The 17,015-nt window shown below is 50.9% G+C and carries 14 protein-coding genes; 6 read left to right on the top strand and 8 right to left on the bottom strand.

Going from position 1 to position 17,015, the window contains the following annotated elements; all coding sequences use genetic code 11:
- Window positions 1-216 precede the first annotated feature (216 nt).
- Window positions 217-864: a class I SAM-dependent methyltransferase gene (locus ACFMKP_RS15785; RefSeq protein WP_382292981.1), complete on the bottom strand. Its 648-nt coding sequence runs from the start codon at window positions 862-864 to the stop codon at window positions 217-219.
- 92 nt (window positions 865-956) lie between these two features.
- On the opposite strand from ACFMKP_RS15785, the gene ACFMKP_RS15780 reads away from it, so the two are divergent.
- Window positions 957-2,507, top strand: a complete 1,551-nt coding sequence (locus ACFMKP_RS15780; protein WP_382292979.1) for a glycoside hydrolase family 43 protein — start codon at window positions 957-959, stop codon at window positions 2,505-2,507.
- Window positions 2,508-2,609: 102 nt separating this feature from the next.
- On the top strand, window positions 2,610-3,542 hold the full coding sequence (locus ACFMKP_RS15775; protein WP_382292977.1) for a TrmH family RNA methyltransferase: 933 nt from the start codon (window positions 2,610-2,612) through the stop codon (window positions 3,540-3,542).
- Window positions 3,543-3,861: 319 nt separating this feature from the next.
- Here the strand turns inward: ACFMKP_RS15775 and ACFMKP_RS15770 are convergent, their stop codons facing one another.
- Window positions 3,862-4,122, bottom strand: a complete 261-nt coding sequence (locus ACFMKP_RS15770) for a helix-turn-helix transcriptional regulator (protein WP_204756355.1) — start codon at window positions 4,120-4,122, stop codon at window positions 3,862-3,864.
- A 408-nt stretch (window positions 4,123-4,530) separates the two neighbouring features.
- Between ACFMKP_RS15770 and ACFMKP_RS15765 the strand changes: the two genes are divergently transcribed.
- Window positions 4,531-5,052, top strand: a complete 522-nt coding sequence (locus ACFMKP_RS15765) for an RNA-guided endonuclease InsQ/TnpB family protein (protein WP_382292974.1) — start codon at window positions 4,531-4,533, stop codon at window positions 5,050-5,052.
- The gene (locus ACFMKP_RS15760) at window positions 4,982-5,704 is read left to right on the top strand and encodes an RNA-guided endonuclease InsQ/TnpB family protein (RefSeq protein ID WP_382292972.1); all 723 of its coding nucleotides are present in this window, start codon (window positions 4,982-4,984) and stop codon (window positions 5,702-5,704) included. Before ACFMKP_RS15765 ends, ACFMKP_RS15760 begins: the two co-directional genes overlap by 71 nt.
- A gap of 231 nt (window positions 5,705-5,935) precedes the next feature.
- On the opposite strand, the gene ruvA is transcribed toward ACFMKP_RS15760, so the two are convergent.
- From ruvA to ACFMKP_RS15730, 6 genes are all read right to left on the bottom strand, one after another.
- Entirely contained in the window at window positions 5,936-6,529 is a 594-nt protein-coding gene (gene ruvA, locus ACFMKP_RS15755; protein ID WP_110520070.1) for a Holliday junction branch migration protein RuvA, read from the bottom strand.
- Window positions 6,530-6,631: 102 nt separating this feature from the next.
- The gene (locus ACFMKP_RS15750; RefSeq protein ID WP_382292969.1) at window positions 6,632-7,969 is read right to left on the bottom strand and encodes a hypothetical protein; all 1,338 of its coding nucleotides are present in this window, start codon (window positions 7,967-7,969) and stop codon (window positions 6,632-6,634) included.
- Window positions 7,970-8,236: 267 nt separating this feature from the next.
- Window positions 8,237-9,289, bottom strand: a complete 1,053-nt coding sequence (locus tag ACFMKP_RS15745) for an LLM class flavin-dependent oxidoreductase (RefSeq protein ID WP_382292967.1) — start codon at window positions 9,287-9,289, stop codon at window positions 8,237-8,239.
- 117 nt (window positions 9,290-9,406) lie between these two features.
- On the bottom strand, window positions 9,407-9,652 hold the full coding sequence (locus ACFMKP_RS15740) for a response regulator transcription factor (RefSeq protein ID WP_382292965.1): 246 nt from the start codon (window positions 9,650-9,652) through the stop codon (window positions 9,407-9,409).
- 243 nt (window positions 9,653-9,895) lie between these two features.
- A complete protein-coding gene (locus ACFMKP_RS15735) occupies window positions 9,896-11,809 on the bottom strand; it encodes a cellulose binding domain-containing protein (RefSeq protein ID WP_382292963.1) in 1,914 nt (637 codons plus the stop codon).
- A gap of 160 nt (window positions 11,810-11,969) precedes the next feature.
- Window positions 11,970-14,375: an ATP-binding protein gene (locus tag ACFMKP_RS15730; protein ID WP_382292961.1), complete on the bottom strand. Its 2,406-nt coding sequence runs from the start codon at window positions 14,373-14,375 to the stop codon at window positions 11,970-11,972.
- Between the two features lie 437 nt (window positions 14,376-14,812).
- On the opposite strand from ACFMKP_RS15730, the gene ACFMKP_RS15725 reads away from it, so the two are divergent.
- Together ACFMKP_RS15725 and ACFMKP_RS15720 are read left to right on the top strand one after the other, a co-directional pair.
- Window positions 14,813-15,280: a response regulator gene (locus ACFMKP_RS15725; protein ID WP_382292959.1), complete on the top strand. Its 468-nt coding sequence runs from the start codon at window positions 14,813-14,815 to the stop codon at window positions 15,278-15,280.
- A 137-nt stretch (window positions 15,281-15,417) separates the two neighbouring features.
- Window positions 15,418-17,004, top strand: a complete 1,587-nt coding sequence (locus ACFMKP_RS15720) for an adenylate/guanylate cyclase domain-containing protein (protein WP_382292957.1) — start codon at window positions 15,418-15,420, stop codon at window positions 17,002-17,004.
- Window positions 17,005-17,015: the final 11 nt, after the last annotated feature.

Below are 17,015 nucleotides of genomic sequence, written 5' to 3'. Positions count from 1 at the left end.
TAGTCTACAAGCCTTTTTACTAAAATTCTTCTAAAAAATGCTTGGATTTCAAAATGAGCGAGGGACTGGAGGTCGGGAATTAGGAACCGCGAAGATCGCGAAGATCGCTAAGTTTTGATCCACGAAGAGCACGAAGGCTATCGGCTCTTGGCACAAGCAAGCCCTCCTGATCCCCGACCCCTGACAACTGATCCCCGACCCTTGAACCCTAATTTCTCAACGCCAGCCAGCAAACATGGCGACGCTGCCGATGCGTTTAATTTCGTAGCGCTGAAAGGCCTGTTGCAACATTATTTCGAGGTTGGCAAGCGTGTCGGTTTGGTTGGCGAAAATTTGGCGCTGGTTGTAGATGCCCATCAAACGGCGGGCAGTGCTGCTATGAAATGGCTCGCTTGCACTCAGAATCGTGGCCCCAAATAACACCCCATCAGCGGTTAACCGCTCGGCTAAGCGTTGCAAGACCGCGGCTTTGATTTCAGGCGTGCCAGCAATACAATGCAAAATATAGCCTAAGCCAATCGATTCAAATTGCTCGTTTAATGGCAAGGCATGCATAATCGAAGCTCGCACGCATTGCGGTTGCCATTGGGTAAGATTCGCGCTGGCTTGGATTAAGCACTCTGGATTAACATCGAGCAGCACGAGTTTAGCTAAACTGTGTTGGGCCAGAGTTTCGCGCAGCAACAAGCCGCTACCTGGCCCAATATCCAAATGCTGAGCACGCAAATGCTGCCGATACCACTGCACTAAATTGGGCTTGGGGCAACGCCAAATAAAACTATCGGAAATGCCGTGCACCAAAAAATCATAGAACTTTAGAATATGATTGTTGTAAATGCGGGCGCTGGCTGGCAAATCACTCATTATTTGCTCCAAAACACTAAACTTTCAATTGCATCTTAACTGATTTCTGCTAAAAAAGAACGAATACAACCCTTCCATGTGTGAGGAACACTATGCAACGCCGCTTTCAAAATCCAATTCTGTCGGGCTTTTATCCTGATCCGGCGATCTGTCGGGTGGGTGAAGATTATTATCTGATTCATTCAACCTTTGAATATTTCCCCGGCGTGCCGATTCACCATAGCCGCGATTTGGTGCATTGGCAGCAAATTGGCCATATTTTAGATCGTCCTTCGCAGCTTAACCTCGATGAAATTCACCCATCTGCTGGAATTTATGCCCCAACAATTAGCCATCACAATGGCACGTTTTATATGATTACGACCTTGATTGCTGGTAAAGAGCGTCATGGCAACTTTATTGTGACCGCTGAATCGCCAGCTGGCCCATGGTCTGACCCCTATTGGCTCGATGCTGATGGAATCGATCCCTCGCTGTTTTTTGAAGATGGTCGGGCCTGGTATGTGGGCAATCGGGGCAAAGCCAACCCCGAATACGAAGGTCAATGCGAAATTTGGCTGCAAGAGCTTGATCTGAGCACGATGCAATTAGTTGGCGAGCAATATGTCTTGTGGCGCGGCGCGCTCAACGGCGTGGTTTGGACTGAAGGGCCACATCTTTATAAAATCGATGGTTGGTATTATTTGCTGATTGCCGAAGCGGGCACTGAATATAACCATGCAGTGACTATTGCGCGCAGCAGCGAGTTGACGAAAGGCTATGAAGGCTATCGGGCAAACCCCATTCTGACCCATCGCCAACTTGGCCGCGATTATCCGATTATGGGCACTGGCCATTCTGATTTGGTGCAAACTCAAAACGGTGAATGGTGGATGGTGCTCTTGGCAATGCGTCCGTATGGCGGCGAATTCTACAATCTTGGCCGTGAAACCTTCTTAGCTCCGGTTGAATGGGAACAAGGCTGGCCCTTGATCAGCCCTGGCACTGGTAAGGTTGAGTCGAGCTATCCTGTGCCCGATTTGCCGTTGCAACGCTGGCCATTTCAAGCGGCTTGCGATCATTTTGATGGCGATACTGTTGGCATGCATTGGATGTTCTTACGCACGCCGCGCTCAGAATGGTGGAGCTTGAGTGAACGGCCAGGTTGGCTGCGCATGCAACTGCGACCTGAGCAAATCAATCAAATGGCCAACCCCAGCTTTGTTGGTCGCCGCCAGCAGCACATGAACTTTTTGGCCCAAACCGTGCTGGAATTTCAGCCGCAGCAAGCGCATGAAGTTGCAGGCATGGTGCTGATTCAAAATCATAAATATCAGGTGCAATTTGTGATCGATGGCGCGCAGCAAGCCAGCGTGATTGTTTGCCGCAACGGCGAGGAAGAAACCTTGGCCCAAGTGCCAGTCAGCGGCCAGCGTCAGTATTTGCGCATTGTGGCCTATGGTCAAGAATATAGCTTCTTTGTGGCCGAACAACCAGATGCATGGCAACCAGTGCTCGAAAATCTCGATGGGCGCTTTTTGAGCACGCCAATTGCTGGGGGCTTTGTGGGCACAGTGATTGGCCTTTATGCCAGTAGCCAAGGCCAAGCCAGCCAAACCGTGGCCGATTTTGATTGGTTTGAATATCGTGAAGTCGCCGAATAACGGTTTTGGCTAATTTGTGCGTTTGGCAGCTAAGGGTTTTTTGGTTAAAATACTCTCCCCAGTGGATGCTTGTACTGCTGCTGTGGGAGAAAGTAGCGTATCATGCCACGCAAACCAACTAAGCCCAGTCGGCAACCAGCCAGCCAGCAACGCCCTGCCAAACGCACCGATCGCAATGATCGCTCAAACAACTATGGTCGCAAACTTCCGGCTCAAGCCCAAAAGCCTGCGCCAGTTGTTGAGCAAATAGTGTTGCCCGATATTGTTAAAGAAATTCGCCAATTGCGCTCGCGCGATGCCCGTGACCGCACTGGAACCTACTATATTGAAGGTGCGCGGATTGTTGCGCAAGCGATTAACGCTGGCTTACCAATTGAAATTGGGGCCATTTCGCTGGAGCTACTTTCGCGCACCGAGCACTCCAACGAAACCGTCAGCGCCTTGCGCAAAGCTGCCAAACAAATGGTTGAGCTTTCGATTAGCGCCTTTTCGGGCATCTCATTCAAAGAAAATCTCCAAGGCATCGGGGCTGTTGTTAAGTTGGAGCAAGAACCATTAAGCAACGTGCAATTGACTGATCGGCCTTGGGTTGCCTTGAATGGAGTTGGTAACCCTGGTAATTTGGGTGCAATTATGCGTACCTGCGATGCAGTTGGCTGCGAAGGGCTGATTTTGATTGGCGACACGACCGATCCCTATCATCCAGCGGCGATTCGCGCGAGCATGGGTTCGTTGTTTGCCTTGCGCATGGTCCGAACCAACTTCGAAGAGTTTGGCGAATGGAAAAAGGCTAACGGCTATCATGTGATTGGCACCACGCCAGATGTAGAGCAAGAATATCAAACGATCAGCTACCCTAGCCCTGCGATTTTGTTGATGGGCAGCGAGCGGCTTGGGCTGTCGGTAGTTGAGCAAAGCATCTGCGATACCTTAGTGCGGATTCCGATGGCTGGCACGTGCGACTCGCTCAATTTGGGCGTTGCGACCAGCATTGTGCTGTATGAAATGTTTCGTCAACAGCGCTTAGCGCAATAATTGATTAATTGCATAATCGACCGACCGACTGAGCAACCTCAGTTGGTTGGTTTTTTATTGGGCTTGCCGCAGAACACCCCCCCCATTTTGGGTTCCCCGCGCGGCATGCATGCGTGCCAGTTCTAACGAAGAGCAATTAAAGAGCGTAATGGCAGGCTCCCTCGTGAAGAGCAATCAACCGTGGTTCGGTTTTTTTGACTGCGTACTCTATTCGATGCAGTCAAAAAAATGGCTATTATCCGCGATAATAGCGGTCGCTCTGCCTTGCTTCGTTCGGTGGAGCCGCGCTAGGAGTGTTACAGCATCGCCTAGCTTTTTTTCACTCAGTCTTTAACTTACGCATCAAAATCTGATTGACATCCTCCGTGTCAAAGAATTCCATTAATCGATCGATGGTTTCAAAATCGATTCGCGTGCTTTTCCCATTAACAAGTTTCACTAAGGCGCTATGCGTGATATGTGTTTCACGGGCTAATTCACGAACACTGATGGAAGACAATCCTTTTTTAGCACGTTCAAGGTTCCGTTCTGCAAGAAGTACGCGCACGTTGCATTCGATTGGCATAGTTGATACCTGCATTTAATCCATTCCTTTCTGTACTATAGCAGCCTCGATTGAATTACACTAATTTATATCTTTATAGTCTATACATATTGACAAAATAGTAACATTGATATACAATAAAGATACAAAATAAAGCATTATAGTTGCGGTAGCAACTTTTGTCACCAACTATCGGCATTGCGTGCTCAAGGGATACATTGCCATCACACTCATGGATTTCTTTCAGCACCGCCCACAACCGCGCTCATGGTGATTGGGAAGATGTTGAAAAGTACCCTTGTCGTGGATGGGTTTCGCACATTCCTAACGCTGAAACGCCGCCATTGTTGGGGTCGTGGGCTTTGGACAGATGGTTGTCGGTTCGGCGGGAACGGTTTCCGCCCAAACCATTGCCATGGATAGTGCCAACCAAAAGGAAGCCTGATGATGCGAACGCTGACCCGTTGTTACACATACCGTCTGCAACCCACACCTGCCCAAGTCGGAACCTTGGTCCAGTGGGCAGGTTGCCGACGCTTCATCTGGAATTGGGCGCTGCACTGCAAGCAAACCCACTACCAAACAACGGGTCAACGGCTGAGTTACTCGCAACTGGCGGCTGCCTTGGTCGATCTAAAACGTCAGCCCAAAACGGCTTTTTTTCGCGAGTGCCATTCGCAACCGTTGCAACAAGCGCTGATGGATTTAGAAACCGCCTTCAGCAAATTTTTTGCCAAACAGGCCAAGTACCCGCGCTTCAAAGCCCGCAAAGCCACCCCGCACAGCCTCCGCTTCCCGCAAGGTGTGGTGGCGGTTGATGAATGCACGATCAGCGTGCCAAAAATCGGGCATATGCAGGCAATCATTCATCGCCCCTTGCAAGGCATAGCGAAGGGTGCAACCATACAAACAAGACGCAACGGGCGCGTGGTGGGTCATTTTCATCTGTCATATCAACCTCCCTGATATTCAACCAACGGCTGATCGGCCTGTGGGGATTGATGTCGGGCTTGAATCCTTCACTACGCTGTTAACGGGTGAGAAAACTGCGCCACCCAAGTTCTACCGCCGCAGCCACAAGAAACTTGCCCGCGCTCAGCGCAAGCTCGCACGCGCTCAAAAGGGTAGCCACAACCGCGCTAAAGCCCGTAAGCGGGTTGCCAAAATTCACCAGAAAATCAGCAACCAACGCGCCGATTGGCTCCATAAACATGCGTTGGGGATGGTTCAACGATTCGATGTGGTGTGCATTGAAGATTTGAATATTAAAGGCCTTGCGAGAACCAAGCGGGGTACCCTCTGGGTCAAATCATTCAGTGATGCCTCCCTCAGTACCTTCATGCAACGATTGCAGGAAAAAGCCGAATGGTGCGGACGGCGGGTCGTTAAGGTTGGGCGGTTCTACGCCTCATCGAAAACGTGCCACGTCTGTCATTCCAAGACTGCCTTAAAGCTGGCGGACCGCATGTGGACATGCCCCACCTGTGGCACGACCCATGATCGCGATGGCAACGCCGCGATCAACATTGTGCATGAAGGAATACGCCTGCTTGCCGTTGGGACGACGGAAAGTCAAAACGCTGCTGGAGATGGTGTAAATCCAGCGAAACGCTGGTAACCGTCGTTGAAAGCAGAAGCTACACCCCTTGTGGGTGTGGTAGTTCACTGGGCTAAAACTCCAAACGGCCCAGTTGGGCCGCTTGAAGGAGAGAAGAGTGTGTGTGAGGAGGAAGGATTTGACCGTAGTATGCCAGCGCGAGCTTACGGCCATCCTAACGAGAATCATTCTTGGTAGTCCTATTGTGAGGCTACCTGCATGGCCTACATTGTAGCTGACTTATGGGCTAGGTTACACGCCACCAAAATATTGCAGGGCCAAGCGGAGGCGTTCTTCGGTGTCGGCGGGCGCATCTGCTGGCAGGGCATTGAGCGCTGCTTGGGCCTCAGTGCTGCTATAGCCAAGGCTGGTCAAAATATCGATCAATTCGGTATTGATCGCGAGCAAGCCTGGGTTGGTGCTGAGTTGATGGCTAATTGTGCTTACGCCAAATTTGCCCTTCAGTTCAAGCACTAAACGAGCAGCGGTTTTTTTGCCAATGCCTGGCACTTTTGAGAGCATGATTGTATCTTCGCGGGCAATCGCCTGTTGCAATTCTTCGGGGCTGGCGGCGGAAAGCAGCGCCAATGCAACCTTGGGGCCGATGCCACTCACGCCAAGCAATAACTCGAATAAGGCCCGTTGGGCTGGCGAGTTAAAGCCAAATAAGGCCAGCATATCTTCGCGCACATGCAAGTGTGTATAGAGTTGGGCACTATCACCGACAGCGCCAATCGTCGCTAAAACCGTGCGCGGCACAGCAATCGCCAAACCCACGCCATGCACGTCAATGATTACCTGATCCAGCCCAATAAATTGCACAACACCCCGTACCGATGCGATCATCGCGATCTCCCTGCTAAGCTAGGCTTGGGCCTATTATACAGGTTTGGGCTGGCTTACGCGAAAAGGCGGCTGCTTTGGAATAGCAAGCAGCCGCCTTGAAACTTAGCGCGTTACCGCTGGTAGATAAACGCTGTTTTGAGGCACAACCGTTGCCGTAGCTGTTGGGCTTGGGGTTTCGCTTGGCATAACCGTAGCCGTCGGGGTTTGGGTTGCGGTAGCGGTCGCCGTTGCGGTTGGGCTGGGCGTACTACTTGGCGTTGGCGTGATTGTTGGTTCGTTGCCTTGGTATTCGTATGGTCCCATATCAACTAAACCTTCGTTGACTCGTGGCAAATAATCGATGGTTAATGGGATTGTTTCCGCAATATCGCCATCGCCGTCAAGGTCTGTTTGGTCGGTTGGCAGTAAACTGTTGTTACCAGCATTGCGAGCAGCTGAATTGGCTTGCAATTGCACATTATCGTCAAGCGTGCCAATCAGATTATCAGCGCCATCAGCATCAACAAACTGGGGATCGGCACTGCTATTGCCAGTACCAACAAAGCCACCCTGCACAATCGAATAACTCACCGTAAGGTTAAAATTATTATTTGAGCCGTTGATTGGCGCGATGCCATTATTGCCCCAAACGATGCTATTATGCAGATTCAGCGTGCCACCAGCATTGGCAATGGCGCTCACGGTATTTTGCTGCGAAATATTGCCAACAAATGTGGTTGATCGTATGTTAACGATTCCATTTTGTTGATTTTCCAGCCCGCCACCAGTGCTCAGTGCCCAGTTGCCAGCAACAATGCTTTGACCAAGCATTAATGTGCTATTGAAATTCAGAATCCCGCCGCCAAACAATGCAGCATTGTTGTAGATCCGAGTATTTAAAATCGTTAAATTACACTGATCTGCGAGGATTCCACCGCCCATATTGCGTGGAAAGATTTGGTTTGTTGCTTGACCGCCACGAATCACAAATCCATCGATTAAAATTGGCTCAGACTTTGATACACAATACATAACATGGTAGCTATTATCGCTCCTGGTTGGGTTGGTATCATTGGCTGCACCAGCGTCGTTGCCAAGCAAATCGCCACTCAAAATGCTGGGATATTGCAGTGGGTTGCGCTGTTGGCGGTTGGTTTCAGTGCCAGCGAAGCCGCCAAAAAGGTTTAGCCCATTGGTTAGGGTAAAGGCGACTGTCCGATCTGCCCCAGTGGTTGGCCGATAAATGCCTTGTTTAACCCAAATTTCGGTGCCAGCGGCTGTGCTTTGGATGGCTGCTTGGAGATCCTTGGCATTGGCCCAATCGCTGCCTGTTTGGTTGCCAGCGCCGCCCGGCACAACATACACAACGCCATCGGCCAGCGAGGCTTGGGGAGCCAAGCCAATTGCCAAACCTAAACTGACTATACAACCAAGACTGCGCAGTTTCCACCAGTTGCTCATCGAAGTTCCCTTTCTCAGACTTAAAATAGTGCTGCCTACAACCAGCTTGATTGCAATTCAATAGAATTGGTTTGCGTGAGAGTAAGCGTAGGCATTATGACGCTATGTTGAGGGGTTAGGCTGCTCTCATCAGCCCAATCAACGCCACGATTATAACTGCTCTTAGCCAATTGAACAATCATTCGTTCGATGGAGATGCTGCCCAGCATAAAAAAGCGGCATACTTAACCGATTGCTGGTTAAGCATGCCGCTGATGAGCGGTTTTATTAGGCCAAGCGTTTGGCGTTGATGCGATCGCGAGCGGCAGCGACGATTTCAAATGAACGCTTGCGCGCTGCTTGATCGTAAATATTGGCGCTAACCATAATTTCGTCGGCGGCAGTTTCTTTGATAATCTGGCTGAGGCGTTGCTCCAAGGTATCAACTGTGCCAATCGCGGTGTAGGCCAACATTGGGCTTTGCGCAAAGGCAAAATCTAGCGCTTGGCGCTTGGCTGGATCGTTGGTTGGAGCCGGAATTGGCCGCGGCGTGCCGCGCTGAATATCTAAAAAGGCTTGTTGAATGCTGGTAAACAAATATTGGGCTTCGGCATCGGTTTCCGCGCCAATGACGTTGATTGCAACCATGCTATAGGGCTTGGCAAGCTGGGCCGATGGCTGAAAGTGCTGATGATACAATTGCAAGGCATCAAACAAATGGGTTGGGGCAAAATGGGCAGCGAAGGCAAAGGGCAAGCCTAATTTGGCCGCCAACTGCGCGCTAAACGTGCTTGAGCCAAGCAACCACAACGGCACATGCAAGCCCGCCCCGGGAATTGCCCGCAAATATTGGCCTGGGCTTGGCTCGGCAAAATAGGCTTGCAATTCGCGCACATCATCGGGGAAGCGCTCGGCGCTGGCCATCATATCGCGGCGCAAAGCCATCGCGGTGCGGCCATCGGTGCCTGGCGCTCGACCCAAACCTAAGTCGATGCGGCCTGGATAGATCGATTCGAGCGTGCCAAATTGTTCAGCAATCACCAATGGTGAGTGATTGGGCAACATCACCCCGCCAGAACCAACCCGAATGCGCTTGGTGCCTGCGGCCACATGGCCAATGACCACGGCAGTCGCAGCGCTGGCAACATTGGCCATATTATGATGCTCGGCCAGCCAAAAGCGTTTAAAATCGAGCTGCTCTGCATGTTGTGCCAGTGCTAAACTATTTTTAAACGCATCAGCAGGCGTACTGCCTTCGAAAACGGTGGCTAAATCGAGCACCGAAAATGCTATTTTTCTGGTTGTTTGGGCAGGGCTGGTTTGACCAACGGTGGCTTCCATGAGTACTCCATCACATGCTAAAAACGCTGAAATGCTGTTGGTCAGCGTTGTTCTAGCAGTATTGTACCCCCAGTTTGCGTGATTAATCTAGTAATTGCTAGCTTAATCTAACAGGATTCATGCAGGCGAACCGTTTTCGCGCGCTGGCAATGGCTGGCTAGGATTGGTTAATTGGAGATAGACCAAGGCGGCTCGCACCCGATTGTCAACTCCTAATTTGGCATAAATCCGGTGTAAACTGGTTTCGACGCTGCCTGTGGTTAAATTTAAGGCCATGGCAATTGCTTTATTGGTCTGACCTTGAATCAGAAGCTGCATAATTCGCTGTTCGCTGGTTGAGAGTGGTCGTTTTTGCCTGTTCATAGCCTAAAATCTCCTTGCACGAATTCCTGCTTAGTTTACTTATGGCAATGACCCTGCTGCAAGCCCCAGCAAATGGCGAGTATCGCCTCGCAACACGCCATTCTAGCATCGATATGAAGCTGAAGCTCCCGCCAATTCATGGCATTCTTGCCTTTTTAAAAGGAGAGTTAACCGCGCTCTTTAAGCACCAAAACCCCTTTGTTCAACGAGAACAAAGGGGTTGAAGAGGGTTAGGATTACTCCTTAGTTATAGGCGGCGATTTCCCACAGCGAGTAGCCCCATTCGGTGGCACGTTGGGTCGCATACACTCGCAGGTAGCGTCCGCTGCCGCTGACATTCAACGTATCGGTGCCGCCATCGCCGTTGCTGACCGTGCTCAGCGTGCGCCATGTGCTAGCATCATCGGAAACTTGCACTTGATAGGCGCGAGCATAGGCTGCTTCCCAATTTAGTACAACTTTGCTGAGGTTTTTGCTGCTGCCCAAATCAACTTGAATCCATTGCGGATCGCTGTAGCTGCTGGCCCAGCGGGTGTTGCTATTGCCGTCGGTGGCGTTCGCTCCACCTAGTGCGCTGGTTTCTGCTGAAGAAACTTGAACTGGTCGCCCAAGTGCCAGATTTGGGCTGGTTGTGCTACCGTTACAGCTTTGGCCATTGACAATACAGTTGCTGGGATTAACCCATGCGCCGCTGTAACTGCCACTAAAGCCAAATTCGCGAGTTTGGCCAACCTCAATCCGCTGGTTCCAGCCTAAGTTGCCAGCGGTGTAGCGGTTGCCATTCTTAGCTTGGGTCGCATCCCACCAGCTGGCAATTGTCGCATTGCTTGGTAAATCAAAGCTAAGTGTCCAGCCATCGACCGCGCTGCTGCCATTGTTGGTGATGCGATACACGCCAACGTAGCCATTGCCCCAATCCGAGGTTTTGACAAAGGTGGCTTGCAAGCCGTTGCCGCTCGTTGGTGGGTTGTTGGTGGTGACGCTGAGGCTGGTGCTGTTGGCCGAGCGATTGCCTGCCGCATCACGAGCCTTGACCGCAAAGCTATAGACGGTGCTGGGATTCAACCCATTGATTGTAATATTGGTGCTGCTGCTGCTAGCAACTGGATTGCTGCCGCCATTTTGATAAATATCGTAGCCAACTACGCCAACATTATCGGTTGCTGCATTCCAACTCAAATTCACGCTGTTATGGGTTTTGCTGGCTGATTGTAGGTTGCTCGGCGCGCTTGGCGCAACCATATCACTTGGGATGTCGCCTTGGGGCGTGAAGCGCAACCAATCGACATCGAGCGAACGGGTAGCCCGAGGTGGATTGGTGGCATTGGCGCAGCATTCTGGAGTCCAGTTGGGGTGATGCCATAAGTTGACCATAAAGGCCGCTGGATTTTGCGGAATCCGCGCACTTGGTCCGCGATAATCCCAAAGCACAATTTTTTGGCCATTGCTGGGATTAACAACCCACAAGGTCACGTTGCTGGCAGTCCAATTGAAGCCATATTCGTAGAATGCAGTGGCCGAATTGTAGCCTGGAATCGCCTGCACCGTGGTGGGCTGATTTTCGCCTTGGCTGTTCGATAAATCGGTGTAACTCCCGCCGAAGGTTGTGGCATAGCGGGTATACTCAACCGTGCCAGTGGCCACATTGATCTTGCGATAGACCCGGCGGCTGATCGCGGTTGGGTCGTTGTAATCAGTCCAAATCGTAATCAAAATTGATTGTGGCTCAGCACACAGCCATTCAATATCGATTTCGCTGTTATCGGGCAAGCCATTGCCATTGCTATCGCTACCATCATTGAAATAGGTAAAAAAGCCATTGATTACGCCTTCGTCGCTGGCGCAATTAGCGGTTTTCATCCGGCCTTCGTAGGTGCCATAATGATACATTTGGCGTGAAACTAAGTTCGAGCCTTGACCTGGATAGGCAGCTTGGTTCGCGCCAATCGAAAGCCGCAGAATTTTGCCATCTTGGGCTTGGCTATCGCTAATGTTGGCCGTGCCAGTCGCCGTGCTTGAGTTGGTGTACCAGCTAAACATGCTCGAATTGCTGATTGGCTGGTTGAACTGTTCGGTGCTGCTGGCTGCACTGGTGACGAGCGGTAAAAAGACCAAAAACGCGACAATGAGTTTGAGCATTGGTTTATAAACTTTCATCGTGTACCCCGTACTAGATTGTGCCACTCTCTATGTGCCTCGGTTTGCGCTGCGCATGGCCTCCTTCGTTGACTAGCAGCTGTATTAGACCAAACGCCACCAGCCAACAGAAGGATAAAAAGCGGGGCAAAAGCGGGGTATTTTTAAATAAATTTAAGAATTAAGTTTGAGCTAAAAGCGTTTCAATCAGGTTTGCCAAACCAAGGTTTTGGCTATCGAACCAGATTTGTTGCCATTGAGCCGAGCTTAGTTGCTGCTGACAATGGGCGATAGTTGGCTGTAAGCGTTGTTGCTCAGCCTCGAACAACGGCAAAGCCAATTCAGCGCGCAATTGCTGGGCTTTGCTCCAACATTGAATTGCCAATTCGGCCTGGCCTTGCATGCTTAATAATTCAGCAAAGCGTTCCAAATTCCATGCCAAGCCATCATAATCGTGCAAGCTCCAGCGAATTTTTAGGCTGGCTTGGATCGCGGCAAGTGCTGCGCTGATTTGGCCTTGCTGCACCAACACTGGCGTGAGTGCATTCAAGGCCGAAGCGATGCCACGTTGATCATCAAGGCTGCGCCAAATTGCCAAGGCTTGTTCATGGGCTTGTTGCGCTTCGGCAAAGTTGGTTTGATAAAGCGCAATCATGCCGAGATAATTCAGGCTAAATGCGAGGCTTGGCAAAATGTGCTGCTGCTGCCAATAAGCAAGGCTTTGCTGCAAAAGCTGTTGGGCAAGCTTCAATTGGCCTTGGCGCACCAACACCATCGCTTGGCAATCGTGCATGGCAAACACAGCCTCTTGATCGCCAAGCTGCTCGTAGAGGCTACAAGCGCTGCGATAATGCTCAAGCGCTTGGGCATAATGGCCTTGCTCCATCGTAATTTCACCCAATTTTGCCATATTTTCAGCAATTGCTGCTGGTTGTTGCATGGCTTGGCGTTGGGCCAACGCTTGTTGATACCAGGCTTGGCCAGCGCGATATTGGCTTTGCAAAAAGGCCGCAATATAGCCCTGCATTTCGCTGCAACGAGCATGCATCCTTGGCGAGAGCGGCTTGGTGCTTAGCCAATCGAGCCAGCTTTGCAATTCCTCGCTCGTTCCATAACGATACCAAAATTCAGCCAAGGGCACGATACAGCTGCTGGCTGCTAGCCAGTTTTGCGTGCGAATAGCCCAATTAATTGCTGCTCGCAGATTCTCGCGCTCGGCCAAAAGCGCGTGGCGCTGCTCCAACACTTGCTCACTCAGCGATTCACAATACATGACATAATATTCAAGATGGCGTTGGGCAAGCGTGTTTAATTCGCCATGGTTGCTCAATTCTTGGGCTGCGAATTCTTGAATCAAGCTGAGCATGCGAAAGCGCTGTGGTTGCTCTGGTTCAGCTTGCATCGCTAACAAACTATGATCAATTAACCCCGCCAATTGATCGAGCAAATCAAGCTGTTGTGGATTGGGCACGATTGCCTGAATCGCATCAAGCGTACAGCCAGCCTGAAAAATTGCCAATTGGCGCAACAGTTGCTGTTGTTGCGGCGAAATTTGTTGGTAGCTCCAATTAATCGCGTTGTGCATGCTTTGGTGGCGGGCTGGCGCAGTCGGATCATTGGTCGTCAACAGAGCTAAGGGCGGTTGCAAATAGGCCAGCAAGGCTTCTGGCGTGAGCAAGCGCGTGCGGGCTGCCGCCAATTCCAAGGCCAAGGGCAAGCCATCGACCTGCCAACAAATGTGTTTGATAGCCTCGGCGTTGGCGCTGGTTAGGCTAAATTGCGGGTTCAAGGTTTGGGCGCGTTGCACAAAAAGCTGAACCGCTGGATTGGTTTTGAGTTCGCTAAGCGTAGCGCTGGATGTCGGCAACCGCAACGGCGCAAGCGGCACAGCATATTCGCCAGCGCAGTGCAACAAGGCGCGACTGGTCAACAATAATTTGAGGCCGGTGGTGTGATCGAGCAACCAGCGCAAGACTGCGGTGGCACTCAACAATTGCTCAAGATTATCGAGAATCAACAAGATGCGGGCATGCTGAAAATGAAGCTGAATTTGGCGTTGCCAACTATATTTGCTACTTGGCAAATTGAGCGCTTGGCTCAGCGCTAAACCAAGCTCGGCGACGCTGGTAGCTTGGGCCAAATCGACAAAATAGACTCCATCAGGAAAATACTTCGAGCTTTGTTGGGCAATCTGCAAGGCCAAGCGAGTTTTACCCACGCCGCCCGGCCCAGTCAACGTGATCATCCGAATATGTTCAGCGTTGAGATATTGGTGCAGGGTTGCAACTTCGCTTTGGCGATTGATTAATTTGCTAGCGGTTAAGGGCAATCCGCTTGGCGTTTGTTTGGTTTCAGCCGTGCCAACAAGGCGCGCTTGAGCGCAAAAGAGCTGAGTTTGCTCATTTGATAGCTGCAAAATTGTGGCTAAACGAGCAGCCAAACTGCGTGATGGCCGCTGGCGATTAGCTTCCATCTTGCGAATACTCTCGACCGCGCAGCCAACTTCCTCGGCCAAAGCTGCTTGGGTAAGTTGGCGTTGGTGGCGATATTCGCGCAATTGTTGGCCAAATGATCGTGGTTCTGGCATAGACGCAAGCGACTCCTTGTGAACGATGGTAGGTTATTTGGCGCTGGAATCGGGTTAACAGTCGATGCGCCAGCTGCTAGCCCTACGGTACACTAGCCAAACAAATCAGGCAATGGCCTTGCGCGCGATTCATTCCAACCAAGTTGCAGCCGCCATCGCACGCAAGGGCCAGCATCCAGTGCGGTTGGGTTTGCTACAAAGGCTCGTAGCTTTAGATGAAGATTGGCTAAATTTAAGCCCAATTTTCTTAACCCAAAGTTGATATTTAAGCGTCAAAATTCAGGTACACTACAACAGTACCTTGGGTACAAGCTCGATGACCCAAAAGGACTACTCTCTAGGATGACTTATATCGAGCAGTATAACGAATACTAACCAGCCATGCATCGACGGCTGCTGCGTAGAAACGGTTATTGTATTCGTTTTGGAGCAAGTCCATGTATCCGGTTGTTCGAGCGAGCGCTTCGCCTATCGTCGTTGCCAGCCGTGCGAAAGTGATGGTCATCGAAGATAACGTTGATAGTATGAATTTGACGTTACGGATTCTTCGCGAGCAGATTGGGGTTGCTTACTGCAATGCGCGACCTTCCGGCGATGCCTTCTTTAGCTGGCTCAACTCGCCGCAGGTGCGCCAAAATCCAATTCTGAGCTTTCTTGATTTAATTTTGCTTGATATTCGGATTCCCCGCGAAAACGGCCATATTGTGTTTCAAAAACTGCGGGCCCTGCCTGAACTCAAGCGCACCAAAGTTGTCGCTATGACCGCCAATGGCTCGCGCGACGAAGCAGAACGGGCACGCGTTTCTGGCTTCGATGGCTTTATCGCCAAGCCAATTTCGCTCAAAACCTTTCCCGACCAAATTGCCCGCGTGCTGAGCGGCGAGTTGGTGTGGGATATTGGCTAAAGCTGAATCCAAAACCTTGGTTAAGGGCTGGCAGTGTGGCGCTGTCGGCCTTTTTTTGTGCTATTCGACCACGCAGAGTTCATGCTATACTGACGCTGTTAATCAGCGTTTTGCCGGCTCAAGGAGGTGCTGCGCGTATGCCCGAACAATTAAAGCATGAACTCTCGTTATGCCATCGAGAGCTACGGGCGATTTACGATCTCGATGCTCTCCGCGACACAACCGATTCGACCGAAACCTTTTTAAATGGCTGCGCGACGATTATTCGGGGCGTGCTTCAGCCCGATTTACTGCAATTAATCACCCTCGATTTGGAAGATTGCCCAGCCCAAAATATTACGATTGAACGCTGGCGACCAAATAACGCAGCAGGTTTGATGTTGGCCTTGACCAATGCCTTGGCTGGCGGCGAAACGACGAGTTTGCAGGAGGGCGATGCGGAAATTATTGTGCGTTCGCTCTCGGTCAAAGGCGATCGGCTCGGCGTGTTGGTGCTTGGTTCTGAAGATCATCATTGGTCGGTTGATGATCGCCGCTTGATCGATGCGATGTGTTCGCAAATCGATTCGGCCATGGCTGGGCTGCGTTTGTTCCAACAGGTGCAATCGCGCAACCGTGAGCTAGAAACAATTTATCGCTTGGATCGGTTGATCGATGCCACGCCCGATTTTGACCAAGGCTTAGGTGCGGCCTTGGGCCTGCTCTCCGAGACGATTGGCGCAACGTGGAGCTTTATTATGCTCTATACTGCCGAGGAACATGAGCTAGAATTTCGCGCCGCTTCGCACGACGATTTGGCCGACCCAAACTCGCAAGTTTCGCAGGTATTGCGCGATTTGGCTCGCAACACGGTTGATCAAGGCAAAATGGTGCGTCGCGAACAGATCGATCAAACAATTGGTTCATATATTGGCGTGCCCTTGATTTTGAAAAATCAAATTATTGGCGTGTTTGGCGGGGCCAATCCACCGGGCATGCGTGGGTTTAGCATTCACGAAGTTAAAATGCTGAACGCAATTGCTTCGCAAATGGATACGGCGCTATTTGAAGACCGCCAACAACGCCATATTCGCGAAACCTTTGCGCGCTATGTTAGCCCCGATGTGGTCGATTTGATGTTGCGCACGCCTGGCAACGATTATATGAATGTGCATCGCCAACAATTATCGATGCTTTTTTCGGATATGCGCGGCTTTACCACGGTTTCCGAGCAATTGCCTGCCGATGTGGTGGCGCGCATGCTCAACGAACATCTCTCAGCCATGACCACGATTATTCGTAATGCTGGCGGCACGGTCGATAAATTTGTGGGCGATGAAATTGTAGCCTTTTTTGGCGCACCCTTGCCCTACGAGCAACACCCGTTGTTAGCTGTGCAAACCGCCTTGTTGATGCAAACCCGCCATAATCAATTGATGGACGAATGGCAGAGCCAAGGCTTGCCAGCAGTGGCGATTGGAATTGGGATTGCCACTGGCGAGGTGGTGGTTGGCAACATTGGTTCGGCCCAAATGATGAATTACACCGCGATTGGCCCCGATATGAATTTGGCTGCTCGTTTGTGTAGCGCTGCTTTGCCCAACCAAATTTTGGTCAGCCAAACAACCTATGATGCAGTCCAAACGCATGTGCAGGCCGTGCCAGTTGCGCCATTAAGTTTGCGCCATATCTCGCAGTTGGTACAAGCCTATAGCATCGAAGCGGTGCTGAGCAGCAAAGCCTAGTTTTAGTTGAG

It is taken from the genome of Herpetosiphon sp. NSE202, assembly GCF_042688385.1.
Lineage (GTDB): Bacteria > Chloroflexota > Chloroflexia > Chloroflexales > Herpetosiphonaceae > Herpetosiphon.
This window is presented reverse-complemented; position numbering and strand designations above follow the sequence as displayed.